11 protein-coding genes, 2 tRNA genes and 2 rRNA genes are annotated in these 13,216 nt (G+C 54.4%); 7 read left to right on the forward strand and 8 right to left on the reverse strand.

Features of this window, described 5'->3' with window-relative positions; all coding sequences use genetic code 11:
* Positions 1-7 precede the first annotated feature (7 nt).
* Genes KBY68_RS09405 through def form a run of 3 tightly spaced genes read right to left on the reverse strand, consistent with a single transcriptional unit; the run spans position 8 to position 1,434 of the window.
* Complete coding sequence (locus tag KBY68_RS09405) at positions 8-571, reverse strand: DUF3747 domain-containing protein (RefSeq protein ID WP_255096929.1); 564 nt, start codon at positions 569-571, stop codon at positions 8-10.
* A 56-nt stretch (positions 572-627) separates the two neighbouring features.
* Complete coding sequence (locus KBY68_RS09410; protein WP_255096930.1) at positions 628-825, reverse strand: hypothetical protein; 198 nt, start codon at positions 823-825, stop codon at positions 628-630.
* Positions 826-828: 3 nt separating this feature from the next.
* The gene (gene def, locus KBY68_RS09415) at positions 829-1,434 is read right to left on the reverse strand and encodes a peptide deformylase (RefSeq protein WP_106498824.1); all 606 of its coding nucleotides are present in this window, start codon (positions 1,432-1,434) and stop codon (positions 829-831) included.
* 52 nt (positions 1,435-1,486) lie between these two features.
* Between def and KBY68_RS09420 the strand changes: the two genes are divergently transcribed.
* Together KBY68_RS09420 and KBY68_RS09425 are read left to right on the forward strand one after the other, a co-directional pair.
* Complete coding sequence (locus KBY68_RS09420; protein ID WP_255096931.1) at positions 1,487-3,313, forward strand: alpha/beta hydrolase family protein; 1,827 nt, start codon at positions 1,487-1,489, stop codon at positions 3,311-3,313.
* Positions 3,314-3,367: 54 nt separating this feature from the next.
* Positions 3,368-3,739, forward strand: coding sequence for a hypothetical protein (locus tag KBY68_RS09425; protein WP_255096932.1), 372 nt, complete (start codon positions 3,368-3,370; stop codon positions 3,737-3,739).
* Here the strand turns inward: KBY68_RS09425 and KBY68_RS09430 are convergent.
* From KBY68_RS09430 to KBY68_RS09445, 4 genes are read right to left on the reverse strand one after another with little or no spacing between them, the layout of a single operon-like run.
* Entirely contained in the window at positions 3,717-4,649 is a 933-nt protein-coding gene (locus KBY68_RS09430) for an aspartoacylase (protein ID WP_255096933.1), read from the reverse strand. The two genes, KBY68_RS09425 and KBY68_RS09430, sit on opposite strands and share 23 nt — an antisense overlap.
* A 20-nt stretch (positions 4,650-4,669) precedes the next feature.
* Entirely contained in the window at positions 4,670-6,115 is a 1,446-nt protein-coding gene (locus KBY68_RS09435; RefSeq protein WP_106498796.1) for an NAD(P)(+) transhydrogenase (Re/Si-specific) subunit beta, read from the reverse strand.
* Positions 6,112-6,408: an NAD(P) transhydrogenase subunit alpha part 2 gene (locus tag KBY68_RS09440; protein ID WP_106498795.1), complete on the reverse strand. Its 297-nt coding sequence runs from the start codon at positions 6,406-6,408 to the stop codon at positions 6,112-6,114. Before KBY68_RS09440 ends, KBY68_RS09435 begins: the two co-directional genes overlap by 4 nt.
* Entirely contained in the window at positions 6,405-7,556 is a 1,152-nt protein-coding gene (locus KBY68_RS09445; RefSeq protein ID WP_193464798.1) for an NAD(P) transhydrogenase subunit alpha, read from the reverse strand. The genes KBY68_RS09440 and KBY68_RS09445 overlap by 4 nt, the downstream gene beginning before the upstream one ends.
* Positions 7,557-7,724: 168 nt before the next feature.
* On the opposite strand from KBY68_RS09445, the gene KBY68_RS09450 reads away from it, so the two are divergent.
* Complete coding sequence (locus KBY68_RS09450; protein ID WP_106498821.1) at positions 7,725-7,943, forward strand: CP12 domain-containing protein; 219 nt, start codon at positions 7,725-7,727, stop codon at positions 7,941-7,943.
* Positions 7,944-7,956: 13 nt separating this feature from the next.
* Here the strand turns inward: KBY68_RS09450 and KBY68_RS09455 are convergent, their stop codons facing one another.
* The gene (locus KBY68_RS09455) at positions 7,957-8,139 is read right to left on the reverse strand and encodes a hypothetical protein (protein WP_106498794.1); all 183 of its coding nucleotides are present in this window, start codon (positions 8,137-8,139) and stop codon (positions 7,957-7,959) included.
* 700 nt (positions 8,140-8,839) lie between these two features.
* Between KBY68_RS09455 and KBY68_RS09460 the strand changes: the two genes are divergently transcribed.
* From KBY68_RS09460 to KBY68_RS09475, 4 genes are all read left to right on the forward strand, one after another.
* Positions 8,840-10,324, forward strand: a 16S ribosomal RNA gene (locus KBY68_RS09460).
* A gap of 260 nt (positions 10,325-10,584) precedes the next feature.
* Positions 10,585-10,658, forward strand: a tRNA-Ile gene (locus tag KBY68_RS09465).
* Positions 10,659-10,667: 9 nt separating this feature from the next.
* A tRNA-Ala gene (locus KBY68_RS09470) sits at positions 10,668-10,740 on the forward strand.
* A gap of 496 nt (positions 10,741-11,236) precedes the next feature.
* Positions 11,237-13,216, forward strand: a 23S ribosomal RNA gene (locus KBY68_RS09475); the annotation flags it as partial.

The following is a 13,216-nucleotide window of genomic DNA, read 5'->3' on the forward strand; positions in this document are numbered from 1 at the left end:
AACCCTATCAAAAAGCCTGTTTTTGTTCAGGCATGGTTTCACGGTAAACATACACATGGCCCAGGGGGCGCCTGCCGAAGTGGCGCCGCATCAGCTTCCAGCCCGGTTCAAACTTGAGTTCCATAAAGCCACTGCCGCTGCCCCCTGCCCGGGCCAGTAGCAGAGCTAGCCCATCGGGGCTGTGGCCCATGAGCAGGGCTTCACCCGCCTGATGGCTAACGGTTAGGCGCATATCGGGGCCAAAGTCGCGCTTGCCCACCCGCACGGAATAGCCATTGCTGTCTATGTAGCGATTGCAGATTCCGGTGAAATCGAATGTGCCCAAAAGTGGGTTTACCACTGTGGGCTTGTTGCCTGAACGGGCAAAGCAAGGGCGGCGATCGCTCACCTGCTCATAGATGTTTAATTGCGAGTTGCTGCCGTCGCCGATGGGTGCCGCCACAAGAATGAAGCGTTCACTTTTCACCTCTTGCGCCTGGAAAAGGCTTGCAAAGGCTGGTGTGCAGTAGAGGCTGCTGAGGCCGGCAACCACTGCGGCCAAAAATTTTGCACTGCGGCTTTGGCTAAACACAAACAATTGGCAGAGGGGCTGATCGTATAAGTGGTTAGGGGTTGGCGAAAGGTGGGTTAGGCCGGAGAGTTAATACGAATAGCTACCAACAGCGCAACAGCACTGCCCGGCAAGCAGGCAGCAAGGATGGCGCTGGTAAGGCCCACCCCCAGGTCGGGCTCTCCATAGGCGAGTTCAAAAACACAGCCTGTTGCTGCAATGCCGCTGAGGCAGGCCAAGGCCAAGAACAATCCAGCAAGGGGTTTCATTGGCATGGTTCAAGCAAGCGGTTGTACGTGGGCACTGTTCAAGCCCAACCGCTGCAGTTCACTATTTAGTGAAATCTCATCGGTTACCCGATCCACAAACAGCACACCTTTGAGATGGTCTAGCTCATGGAGGATGCAGCGGGCTAACAAACCATCGGCCTTGCGTCTTTGGGGCCTGCCGAGTTCATCTCGATAGCTGATTTCCACTCGGCTGGGGCGCACCACCTGCAAATACACGCCTGGAATACTTAGGCAACCTTCTTCGTAGGTGTCTAGTTCCTCGCTGGTATTTGATATTTCTGGATTGATCAGCACCAATGGCGGGTTGGCGGCTTCCTCCGGCTCCAGATCGATCACCAACAACTGTTGCTGCACTCCCACCTGCGGGGCTGCAAGGCCAATGCCTTTTGCTGCATACATGCTGCGCAACATGTTGCGGGCAAGATCGCGAATGCTTTCATCCACGCGGCTGATGCGTTTGGCCGATTGCCTCAGTTCCGTGGCACCCAAGGTGTGGATCCGTGGCGAAGCTGGCTGCTCATCACCCTTTGGCACCATCACGGTGGAGTTTTGGCGTTCCGATAAACGCGCTAGTGAAGCGAAATCAAGGGCCAATGCCATCTGTTGCTCTTAACAGCATCCTAGGCAGCAGTGGCAGGTGCAAATGATGGCGAATATCAAGCTTCAAGCAGCAGAGGTTGTGGCAGCAAGCCTTGCCCTTAAGGAACCCTTGCTCAGTGGTAACCGCTTGTTCTGGTTAGAGCAAAGGCCAGCAGAGAGGGGACGCACCACCTTGATGCTGCAGTGCAATGGCCAAGCCCCCCAAGAGCTCACCCCAGCGCCCTTCAATCTGCGTACCCGCATCCACGAATTTGGCGGCGGTTGTTTTGCTGTTGCTGCTGATCAGGTGGCCTTTATCAATGGCGGCGACGGTGCCATTTGGCTAATTGAATTGGCAGCTAATTCGCCCCCGAAGCAACTCACGCCGGCAAGAACAGAGCCCAGCGGTGGCTTTGCTGGTGGCCTAATCGATGCCAAACGCCAACGCTGGATTGGGGTACTTGAAGAGGCGGAGCAGGACCATTTGGTGGCTGTGCCATTGGCTGGCGGACCTGCACAGCCATTGCGGGCGGCTGCCGATTTCTGTGGTTATGCGGTTCTTTCCCCTAGCGGCCAGCAATTGGCTTGGCTCGAGTGGAATTTGCCCTGGATGCCATGGGAGCGCACTGAGCTTTGGTGGTCTGCCCTTGGTGAAGCAGGCGAATTGCTGGAGCCCAGATGCCTTGCGGGGGGAGATCGGGAACCGCAATCGTTATTTCAGCCCCTTTGGGCATCTAACACTGAATTGCTGGTGGCCTCCGACCTAAATGGCTATTGGAATGTGCAGAGCTTTTCTGTTGATGCCAAAACTGGCAAAACCAAAGCCCCGATTTGTTTAGGACCAAGGCAGGCGGAATGTGGCATGCCCCAATGGGTTTACGGCATGCGCACGCTTGCCGTGGGAGCTGAAAATCTGCTGGCTTTGTTTTGTGATCAGGGCCAATGGCAGCTCTGCCGCCGCCCGCTGGATGCGAGCCAGGGGTTTGGTTGGCAAACCATTCCTTTGCCCTTTAACGATTTGGCGGTGCTATCGGCTTCCGGAGATCGGCTTGCTTGCCTCGCCAGCAGCGCGCTGCAAAAGGAGGGGTTACTGCAACTCCAAATTGCGAGTGGCAAATGGAGCCATTCCGCAGGGCCAGCAACTGAGCAGGCAATTGCGCCGCAATCAATTTGGTTTGAAGGCGGTGATGGTGAGCAGAGCCAGGCTTGGTTTTACCCAGCGATGGTTAGCGATGGGGGGCCAGCTCCACTTCTTGTGCGCAGTCACAGTGGTCCCACCGCCATGGCCAGGCCTGGTTTTAGTTTGGCTAACGCCTTCTGGAATAGCCGCGGCTGGGGGGTTGTAGACGTTAACTACGGCGGTTCCACCGGTTTTGGCCGCCAATATCGCCAAAGGCTGGATGGCAACTGGGGTGTTCTTGATTCTGCCGATTGCGCGGCAGCCGCAAAAGCTTTAATTGCCAGCGGTGCTGCTGATCCTGCCCGCATTGCCATTGAAGGCGGCAGTGCGGGCGGTTTCACCACCCTGGCGGCCCTGGTAAGGGAGCCGGTTTTTAAGGCCGGCGTTTGCAGGTATGCCGTGGCCGATGTGGAGGCATTACAAAATCAAACCCATCGTTTTGAATCGGGTTATATCGAGCGGCTGATTGGTCCCTGGCGCTGGCCTGGAGCGGCGGCACTAACCAAACCGGTGCTCTTTTTTCAAGGTTTGCAGGATCGTGTTGTTCCACCCCAGCAAACAGAGGCAATGGTGAATGCCTTACGTCAGCAAGGACAAACCGTTGAGGTGGTTTTCTTGGAGGCTGAGGGCCATGGTTTTCGCAGTGAGCTGATTAAGGGGCAGATCCTCGAGCACACAGAACGGTTTTTCGAGCGGATGTTGCCAGCTTCTTAAGGATTTAATGGCCAGGAAGCGCTTAGATTTAACTCAGAAATTTTTTAAACTGTGTTGCTTCGCACCTCCGCGGCTTTGCTGCTTGGCTCCCTAGCAATGCTGGCTGCGGGGCCAGCTTTCAGCCAAGCCGGTATTGATAATGCCCAGCAAAGGGCTGCAAATTTGGCTCGTAATACGGCGGTGAAGCTAAATGGTGGCCTTGTGAAATACAGGCCTGCGGCCTGCATGTTTGTTATTGGCGGCACCCCTTGCTTAGTTAAAAGCGATGGCAAGGGTTTCCTTTTTCGTTTCGAAGGTGGTGGCCCCGCCTGGCAGCAACTAAATCAACCCCCCACCACCCTCACTGAGGTGTTGGTAGATCCCAGTGGCAGGGAGGTTATTGGCACCCCAGTTAACAAAATTCTTACCCCTGCAGCAAAGCCATAAGAGCCTTAGCCCAGTTTTGATCGCAATTAAGCCTTTCTCGGCGGGTGAGGCTTAGGGCGATGTGCTTCTCCTGGTAAGCCGCTTCGTTGCTAAAAACAGTAAACAATGGTGCGGTTTGATCCGTTTCAAATAAATCCACAGTTCCGTTTGGTTTAAGAAAAAGCGGATCACCGTTTTTAATTGGGCGCCAATCGCCCTCTAACCGTTTGGGATGGAGGCAAGCCGTTGGAACCCCCGCCCGATCCCTTGGGAGATCAACACTGCCCAGATGGCGGTGCACCCAAAGGAATTTGGGTAATTTCAAGTTGCCAAGCTTGGCTTTGGCAAGCACCTCCAGCAGGCTGTTAACACCAAGGCGGGTTTGGGCGCAGATCTTTGGGCACAACACCCCTTGGGCTACCGGCCCCACCTCTAAAACCAAGCCGCAAGGCCAAGCTTTAACCATAAAACCGTCTTGTTTGGCATCGGAGCCATGCAGGTAAATAGGTAGGCCCAAAGCGCTTTGGCAGGCTGCCGCTAGGGCTAAATCCGCAGGCCTCTCCCCATAGATAACCAGGCAGGCACCCATGGCTGCCGTGGTGCTGTGCAGATCGATCAGCACTGGCGTGGGTGTGTTTCCTTCTGGCCCATATAAAGAGAGGATCTGCCTAGCTCTTTGCAATTCCCATTCCTGGTTTGTTGCGTTTTGGAGTAGGTCGCTGCGGAAACTACGGTTTAAATCGCGATCGATATATCTGCGGTTTTGTGCCAAGGCCGTGGGATTGCCCACCAAGGTGATCACCTCAAGGCCTTGTTTTTGCAGTTCCTCTGGATATTGCTGCCAGTGGTGATGCAACCAGGGGGCATTGGGTTCATTGCCATGGGTGCCAGCCACGAGCAAAACCCGTGCAGCTGAAGGGATCGGAGCCACGGGCATCAAAATCAGAGGAATTAAGCCACTTTGGCGAGGTCTTTAGTTGTTTTGCCCACTCCCAATTCGCGCAGTTCTTGGGCCAAGCCATTGAGCACCTGTTTCGCATCCCCAAAAATCATTGAGGTGTTGGGGCACTCAAACAAACTGTTGCGAATGCCGGCATAGCCAGCGCCAAGGCTGCGTTTAACAACAAACACCGTGGCAGCCTCCTCCACATGCAGCACCGGCATGCCGAATAGGGGGCTTGAAGCATCAGTGCGTGCTTGCGGATTCACTACATCGTTGGCCCCAAGCACGATCACCACATCGGTGCGGGGGAAATCAGGGTTGATGGCCTCCATTTCAATTAGCTGGTCGTAGGGCACATCGGCTTCAGCGAGCAGCACATTCATGTGGCCAGGCATTCTTCCCGCCACTGGATGGATTGCATAACTCACCTCAACGCCATGGCGCTCCAGCAGTTGGGCCACTTCTTTGAGGCTGTGCTGAGCTTGAGCTACGGCAAGGCCATAACCAGGCACAAAAACAACCCTTTGAGCTTGCTCAAGGGTCATGGCACATTCCTCAGGGCTGCAGGAGGTAACGCCGCTGTATTCGCCTTGGTCGGCACTGGTGGCGCTTGCACCACCAAGGGCACCGCCAAATAAAACACTTGTAAGCGAGCGATTCATGGCATTGCACATCACTTGGGTGAGGATCAAGCCAGCGGTGCCCACCATGGCTCCAGCCACGATCAAAAGCTCACTGCCCACAACAAAACCGGCTGCTGCTGCAGCCACCCCTGAGTAGGAGTTCAAAAGGGAAATAACCACGGGCATATCAGCACCACCGATCGGCAGGGTGAGGCCCACCCCCAGCAGTAGGGAGAGCAGGGCAAGCGGAAGCAGGGCAATTGAGTGGCCGCTGCAAACCCACCAACCCAAAGCGAGGGCGCTGGCGGCAGTTAGGCCATTAACCCAGTGCCTTGCTGGTTGCAACATCCATGCGGGGGTTTGCAGCCATTCCTGCAGCTTTGCCATTGCCACCAGGGAGCCACTAAACGTGATTCCCCCCACCAGCACGGAAACAACGATCGAAACCAGGGCTAACAACCCGGTTTGAGTTGGTAAGGCAGCAGCGGCTAAAGCCACCAGCAATGAGGCCATACCACCGCAGCCATTGAAAAGTGCCACCAGTTGCGGCATGGCTGTCATGGCAGCTTTTTGGGCAACCAAAACCCCAAGCAGGCTGCCGGCAACAGCACCGGCCAAAAGCCAGGGCCAACCCTGTAGGCCCTGCTGGAGTAATAATCCCAGCACGGCAATGGCAAGGGCTAGGGCCGCTAAGCGATTGGCAGCGCGGGCGGAACGCACCTTGCCCAGCCCCTTAATGCCAAGGGCTAGCAGCAAAACCGCCGCCAGATCAAGGGGAGCATGGGTTAGGGGCAACCAGCTCAGATCGTTGAAGGAGTTGATGTTGATCATTGGTCGTTGCGACGGCGGAACATGGCAAGCATTCGGTCGGTTACTAAAAATCCACCAACCACGTTGAACAAGGCAAAGGCGAGGCTCACGGCACCCATTGCTTGCAGCAAGGGGGTTGGCGCCTCTGCGATCAGAACTATTGAGGCCAGCAGGGTGATGCCGCTAATGGCATTTGCGCCGCTCATCAAGGGGGTATGCAGGGTGGGGGGCACCTTGCCGATCAGTTCAAGCCCCAAAAGGCTGCCCAGCAGCAGCACCCAGAGGGCTTCATTCAATGAAAGGGCGTTGTTCATGGTTTTACTCCTTCTTCTTGTTTCCAGTTGGGTACTAAATCGGTGCGTCGCAGCGCCCCCGCAAGGCTCACTAGGCATGGATCGAGCAGAGGATCCTCGGGATCGAGGTTTAGCTCCCCTGTTTTAGAGATAACCACTTCTAAAAGCGCTGCCACATTGCGGGCATAGAGGCTGCTGGCGTGGTGGGGAACCGTGGCCGGTAAGCGATCAGCACCTATTACTAAAACTCCTTTGTGGTTGATGTTTTCTCCCACTTGGCTCAATTCACAATTTCCACCTTGGGCCACGGCAAGGTCCACCACTACTGCGCCAGGGCGCAGTAGTTCGGTGATCTCCTTGGTTAGGAGAAGAGGTGCTGGCCTGCCAGGCACCTGGGCCGTGCAAATAACCATGTCTATATCTGTAAGTTGTTCGGCTAAACCCTGGCGTTGAGCTTCAAGAAAAGCTGCCGTTGCCTCTTTTGCATATCCGCCCTGCTCACCAGGCACCCCTTGCACTGGCGGTTCAATGAAACGAGCACCTAGGGATTCCACCTGCTCCCTAGCCGCGGGGCGCACATCACTCACCTTCACCACTGCGCCAAGCCGCCTGGCCGTAGCTACCGCCTGCAAACCGGCAACACCGGCACCGATTACCAAAACCTTGGCAGGTTGCACGGTGCCGGCTGCTGTCATCAGCATCGGCATATATCGATCCAAGGCCGCGGCCGCCAGCAACACCGCCTTGTAGCCGGCGATATTGGCTTGGGATGAAAGCACATCCATGCTTTGGGCCCTGCTAATGCGGGGCAGCAGTTCTAGGGAGATGGCAGACAGCTTTTGGCCTTGCAGGAGCTGCAGCAGATTTTCATTGCCGTGGGGAGCTAACTGACCCACCACTAAGGCTCCAGCTGAAAGCTTGGGTTGCTCCAATTGCAGGGGCCCAACGGTTAGTAGCAGGTTTGCTTCTGCCCAAACAGCGCTGTCTTGGGGGGAAGCCAATTCGGCCCCCGCGGCGCTGTATTGCTCATCAGAAAAACCTGAGGCAGTGCCAGCACCTTTTTCCACAACGCACAGCAGTTGGCGTTTGGCCAGGGCCCTAACTGTGTCTGGGCTTCCAGCCACCCTTGTTTCAGCTCCCATTTCCTTGGGAATTAACACCTTGAGCATTGGCAACAGCAACGGTTTCACTATTCACAACAACTGCTATGGGATTCGGCCACCCCGGGGCAGGTCATGTGTGGGCTTGCGCACAGCGGAATGCTTCGTTGCCCCCTTTTAATGCGCCAGGAAGGGAATCAGTGGATAACCTTGGCTTTGCTGAGGACCAACCAAATCATGAAGTCCATCGACGAGCACATCGCCAAGGACCAAGACAAAATTGCTGAAGCTCGCGCCAAGGGAGACGAAGCAATGGTGCGTCACTTGGAGGAAGAGCTGGAATCCCTAAAGGAATTCAAAGATCACCACCCAGAAGACGACCACGACCCCACATCCTTAGAGATGTATTGCGAGAACAATCCCGAAGCCGCTGAGTGCCGCATCTACGACGACTGAAGCGGTTTCTGCTTCAAACATCCTCGTTGTAGGAGGCCGGGGTGTCGGTTACACGGCAAACCACGGCCTCTCCGGGTTCCATTTCCACAACTTTTGCCACGGGGCGGCCCAGGCTCTTCAAAACCTCCACGTCTGCCATGGTTTGGCAACGGGCGATGAGGGTGCCCTCTTGGTCGAAGCAACAGAAGAATTTCACGAAAGCAAATCAAGAGAGCTCCCACCATTTATGGCGAGCAGATCGATCCTGGGCAACGCGGCCACTTGTTAAATCTGGTTCCCCGAACCGCCAATGGCCCCTTCTCAAGTGGCATGTGCCACTTTCCTGTTGACAGTGCCTTCCTGTGGGATATGATTCCTTGGTGCGCAGTTCTCGGAGCTCGGTTCGCCCGGCCCCGTGTTACTGTTCACAAGTCGCCGAAGGGCGACGCACCTGGACAACCGAAAAGCTTAAGGAACCGACGCTTTTGTCGCGTTTCTATCGCAAGTTTATTTTTGCTACTTGAAATAGAGCAAAAACTGGCCTGGGATTGAAACGGATATGCGACAAAGGTGTGAGGTCCCGTCAAAAAGAAACAAGCGAAAGCTACCTAAGGATCAATTTGCGGTTCTCACGACTGCGAGTTGAGGTAAAGCTGGGTAGTGGACGCACCGGAACTGAGTTCCACGGAGAGCTGTGGATTGCACTGAGGAGTGTAATCGACACATAGCACTTTTCTGAACCTTCCGAGAGGAAGAGAGCTTATGAACTGCAACTGAAACAGTGTTGCGGGTCGAGCTAAGCACTTTGAGAAAAAATCAAAGCTAATAAGTTCAATACTGTTTGGTAGTTATGATTTATTATAGCTATTAAGTATTTATTGTTCTTTCTGTTCTGATCTATTCAACAGGGGGTGTTTACAACGGAGAGTTTGATCCTGGCTCAGGATGAACGCTGGCGGCGTGCTTAACACATGCAAGTCGAACGAACCTTCGGGTTAGTGGCGGACGGGTGAGTAACGCGTGAGAATCTGCCCTCAGGAGGGGGATAACGGCTGGAAACGGCCGCTAATACCCCATATGCCGAGAGGTGAAATGAATTTCGCCTGAGGATGAGCTCGCGTCTGATTAGCTAGTTGGTGTGGTAAAGGCTCACCAAGGCTTCGATCAGTAGCTGGTCTGAGAGGATGATCAGCCACACTGGGACTGAGACACGGCCCAGACTCCTACGGGAGGCAGCAGTGGGGAATTTTCCGCAATGGGCGCAAGCCTGACGGAGCAACGCCGCGTGAGGGATGAAGGCCTCTGGGCTGTAAACCTCTTTTATCAAGGAAGAAGATCTGACGGTACTTGATGAATAAGCCACGGCTAATTCCGTGCCAGCAGCCGCGGTAATACGGGAGTGGCAAGCGTTATCCGGAATTATTGGGCGTAAAGCGTCCGCAGGCGGTTTTACAAGTCTGTCGTTAAAACGTGGAGCTCAACTCCATTTCGGCGATGGAAACTGTAAGACTAGAGTGTGGTAGGGGCAGAGGGAATTCCCGGTGTAGCGGTGAAATGCGTAGATATCGGGAAGAACACCAGTGGCGAAGGCGCTCTGCTGGGCCATAACTGACGCTCATGGACGAAAGCCAGGGGAGCGAAAGGGATTAGATACCCCTGTAGTCCTGGCCGTAAACGATGAACACTAGGTGTCGGGGGAATCGACCCCCTCGGTGTCGTAGCCAACGCGTTAAGTGTTCCGCCTGGGGAGTACGCACGCAAGTGTGAAACTCAAAGGAATTGACGGGGGCCCGCACAAGCGGTGGAGTATGTGGTTTAATTCGATGCAACGCGAAGAACCTTACCAGGGTTTGACATCCTGCGAATTCCTTGGAAACTTGGAAGTGCCTTCGGGAGCGCAGAGACAGGTGGTGCATGGCTGTCGTCAGCTCGTGTCGTGAGATGTTGGGTTAAGTCCCGCAACGAGCGCAACCCACGTCTTTAGTTGCCAGCATTAAGTTGGGCACTCTAGAGAGACCGCCGGTGATAAACCGGAGGAAGGTGTGGATGACGTCAAGTCATCATGCCCCTTACATCCTGGGCTACACACGTACTACAATGCTACGGACAAAGGGCAGCAAACTCGCGAGAGCTAGCAAATCCCATAAACCGTGGCTCAGTTCAGATCGTAGGCTGCAACTCGCCTACGTGAAGGAGGAATCGCTAGTAATCGCAGGTCAGCATACTGCGGTGAATACGTTCCCGGGCCTTGTACACACCGCCCGTCACACCATGGAAGTTGGCCACGCCCGAAGTCGTTACTCCAACCCTTGTGGAGGAGGATGCCGAAGGTGGGGCTGATGACTGGGGTGAAGTCGTAACAAGGTAGCCGTACCGGAAGGTGCGGCTGGATCACCTCCTAACAGGGATACAATAACTAATTGTGATGTCTGAGTAATTTATTCTCAGGCCATGATTCTGTCATCTCTAAGGTCGATCGGTGCCTCAATTTGAGAATTCAAGAAGAACTGAGAAATCAGTTTGGAGATGAATGTCTTAATTTCAGTTCCTAAACTTTGTCTAGGTCACCCCACAGCGGGTAAAGCCGAGAACACATTTAATTTCATTATTTGTGTTTGATCTGGCAAGCCGAAAGGCGAGCTAGGTTGCGGCGAGAGCTCCTGGGCCATTAGCTCAGGTGGTTAGAGCGCACCCCTGATAAGGGTGAGGTCCCTGGTTCAAGTCCAGGATGGCCCATTCGTGTTTGGGGGTTTAGCTCAGTTGGTAGAGCGCCTGCTTTGCAAGCAGGATGTCAGCGGTTCGAGTCCGCTAACCTCCATCCAATAATGATGCTCATCCCTCAATCTGTAACTGCAAGTTTTGCGGTAAGGAGTTTAGCTGTGTTTGTGATCTTGACTGTTGTTCGCTGAAGATTTCAGCTTCTTTTCATTCTTAATGAGTTAACCAGATAGCTGGTTAGTAAGTTTGGTTGAAAAGACGCTGGATTCAATCCTGCCCTGGAGACAGGGCTGTTTGAATGTCAGCAGAACCTTGACAACTGCATAGGTAAAGTCTGGAAATAAAGCATCTCATGGATGCTTGATTCTAGCTTGAGTTTCATCCAGCAATGGATAGGGCTTAAAGCTGGTATCAAGAAAATTCTATTGAGTTTTTAGAGCCGAGAGCTTCCAGTTTTCTTCTGAGCCCGCCGAGGGTTTGGGAGTTTGATCCTGGCATTCAAACCGCATTAGGTGCTCAAAGAGATTTGAGTATTAAGTGTAGGTGAATCTAGAGAGAATAGGCCTCAACAGCCTGAAGGACTGGGAGTTGAAATTGGTCAAGCTACAAAGGGCTCACGGTGGATACCTTGGCACACAGAGGCGATGAAGGACGTGGTTACCTGCGATAAGTCTCGGGGAGCTGGAAACACGCTTTGATCCGGGAATTTCCGAATGGGGCAACCCTTAGAACGGCCGCCTGAATCCATAGGGCGGCACGAGCCAACCCAGCGAACTGAAACATCTTAGTAGCTGGAGGAAAGGAAAGTAAAAACGACTCCCTGAGTAGCGGCGAGCGAACGGGGAAGAGCCTAAACCGATGCTTCCGAGCATCGGGGTTGTGGGACAGCAACGTGGACCAACAGAGTTAGAAGAAGCGTTTGAATGGCGCGCCACAGAGGGTGAAAGCCCCGTATTCGAAAACAAAGTTGGCCTAGCTGTATCCCGAGTAGCACGGAGCACGTGAAATTCCGTGTGAATCTGCGAGGACCACCTCGTAAGGCTAAGTACTCCTGTGTGACCGATAGCGAAACAGTACCGCGAGGGAAAGGTGAAAAGAACCCCGGGAGGGGAGTGAAATAGAACATGAAACCGTGAGCTTACAAGCAATGGGAGCCCGACTAATCGGGTGACCGTGTGCCTGTTGAAGAATGAGCCGGCGACTTATAGGCACTGGCAGGTTAAACCGGGAATGGTGGAGCCATAGCGAAAGCGAGTCTGAATAGGGCGATCGTCAGTGTTTATAGACCCGAACCCGGGTGATCTAACCATGGCCAGGATGAAGCTTGGGTGATACCAAGTGGAGGTCCGAACCGACTGATGTTGAAAAATCAGCGGATGAGCTGTGGTTAGGGGTGAAATGCCAATCGAACCCGGAGCTAGCTGGTTCTCCCCGAAATACGTTGAGGCGTAGCGTCTAGTGCTCCAGCAGGGGGGTAAAGCCACCGTTTCGGTGCGGGCTGCGAGAGCGGTACCAAATCGATACGAACTCTGAATACCCTGTGTGTAACTAGGCAGTCAGACTGTGGGGGATAAGCTCCATGGTCGAAAGGGAAACAGCCCAGACCGCCAGCTAAGGTCCCCAAATCAATGCTGAGTGATAAAGGAGGTGGGATTGCCCAGACAACCAGGAGGTTTGCCTAGAAGCAGCCATCCTCAAAGGAGTGCGTAATAGCTCACTGGTCGAGCGATCCTGCGCCGAAAATGAACGGGGCTAAGCATTGTACCGAAGCTGCGGATTAAACTTGTTTAATGGTAGGGGAGCGTTCCATGCGGGGTGAAGCGTTAGCGTAAGCGGGCGTGGACTACATGGAAGTGAGAATGTCGGCTTGAGTAGCGAAAACATGGGTGAGAATCCCATGCCCCGAAACCCTAAGGGTTCCTCCGGCAGGCTCGTCCGCGGAGGGTTAGTCAGGACCTAAGGCGAGGCCGAAAGGCGTAGTCGATGGACAACAGGTCAACATTCCTGTACCTGTGATGTTTTGGGAAGGGGGACGGAGAAGGCTAGCCAAGCCAGATGTTGGTTACTGGTCCAAGCGTTCGAGGCGTTGAGAACCGGCGAAAACGGTTTGAGCTGAGGCGTGAGTGCGAGCTGCTACGGCAGCGAAGTTGGTGACGTCATGCTTCCAAGAAAAGCCCTATACCCGTTAAGGCATCATGGCCTGTACCCGAAACCGACACAGGTGGGGTGGTAGAGAATACCGAGGGGCGCGAGGTAACTCTCTCTAAGGAACTCGGCAAAATGACCCCGTAACTTCGGGAGAAGGGGTGCCACCGCAAGGTGGTCGCAGTGAAGAGGCCCAGGCGACTGTTTACCAAAAACACAGGTCTCCGCTAAGTCGCAAGACGATGTATGGGGGCTGACGCCTGCCCAGTGCCGGAAGGTTAAGGAAGCTGGTCAGCGTAAGCGAAGCTGGCGACTGAAGCCCCGGTGAACGGCGGCCGTAACTATAACGGTCCTAAGGTAGCGAAATTCCTTGTCGGGTAAGTTCCGACCCGCACGAAAGGCGTAACGATCTGGGCGCTGTCTCGGAGAGA

It is taken from the genome of Synechococcus lacustris Maggiore-St4-Slac, assembly GCF_024345595.1.
GTDB classification, from domain to species: Bacteria; Cyanobacteriota; Cyanobacteriia; order PCC-6307; family Cyanobiaceae; genus Synechococcus_D; species Synechococcus_D lacustris.

What these genes read in the sequence shown, in the direction of transcription:
- KBY68_RS09410 (WP_255096930.1), bottom strand. Translation starts at nt 825, where the DNA reads ATGCCAATGAAACCCCTTGCTGGATTGTTCTTGGCCTTGGCCTGCCTC.
- KBY68_RS09420 (WP_255096931.1), top strand. Translation starts at nt 1,487, where the DNA reads ATGGCGAATATCAAGCTTCAAGCAGCAGAGGTTGTGGCAGCAAGCCTT.
- KBY68_RS09435 (WP_106498796.1), bottom strand. Translation starts at nt 6,115, where the DNA reads ATGATCAACATCAACTCCTTCAACGATCTGAGCTGGTTGCCCCTAACC.
- KBY68_RS09440 (WP_106498795.1), bottom strand. Translation starts at nt 6,408, where the DNA reads ATGAACAACGCCCTTTCATTGAATGAAGCCCTCTGGGTGCTGCTGCTG.
- KBY68_RS09445 (WP_193464798.1), bottom strand. Translation starts at nt 7,556, where the DNA reads ATGCTCAAGGTGTTAATTCCCAAGGAAATGGGAGCTGAAACAAGGGTG.
- KBY68_RS09450 (WP_106498821.1), top strand. Translation starts at nt 7,725, where the DNA reads ATGAAGTCCATCGACGAGCACATCGCCAAGGACCAAGACAAAATTGCT.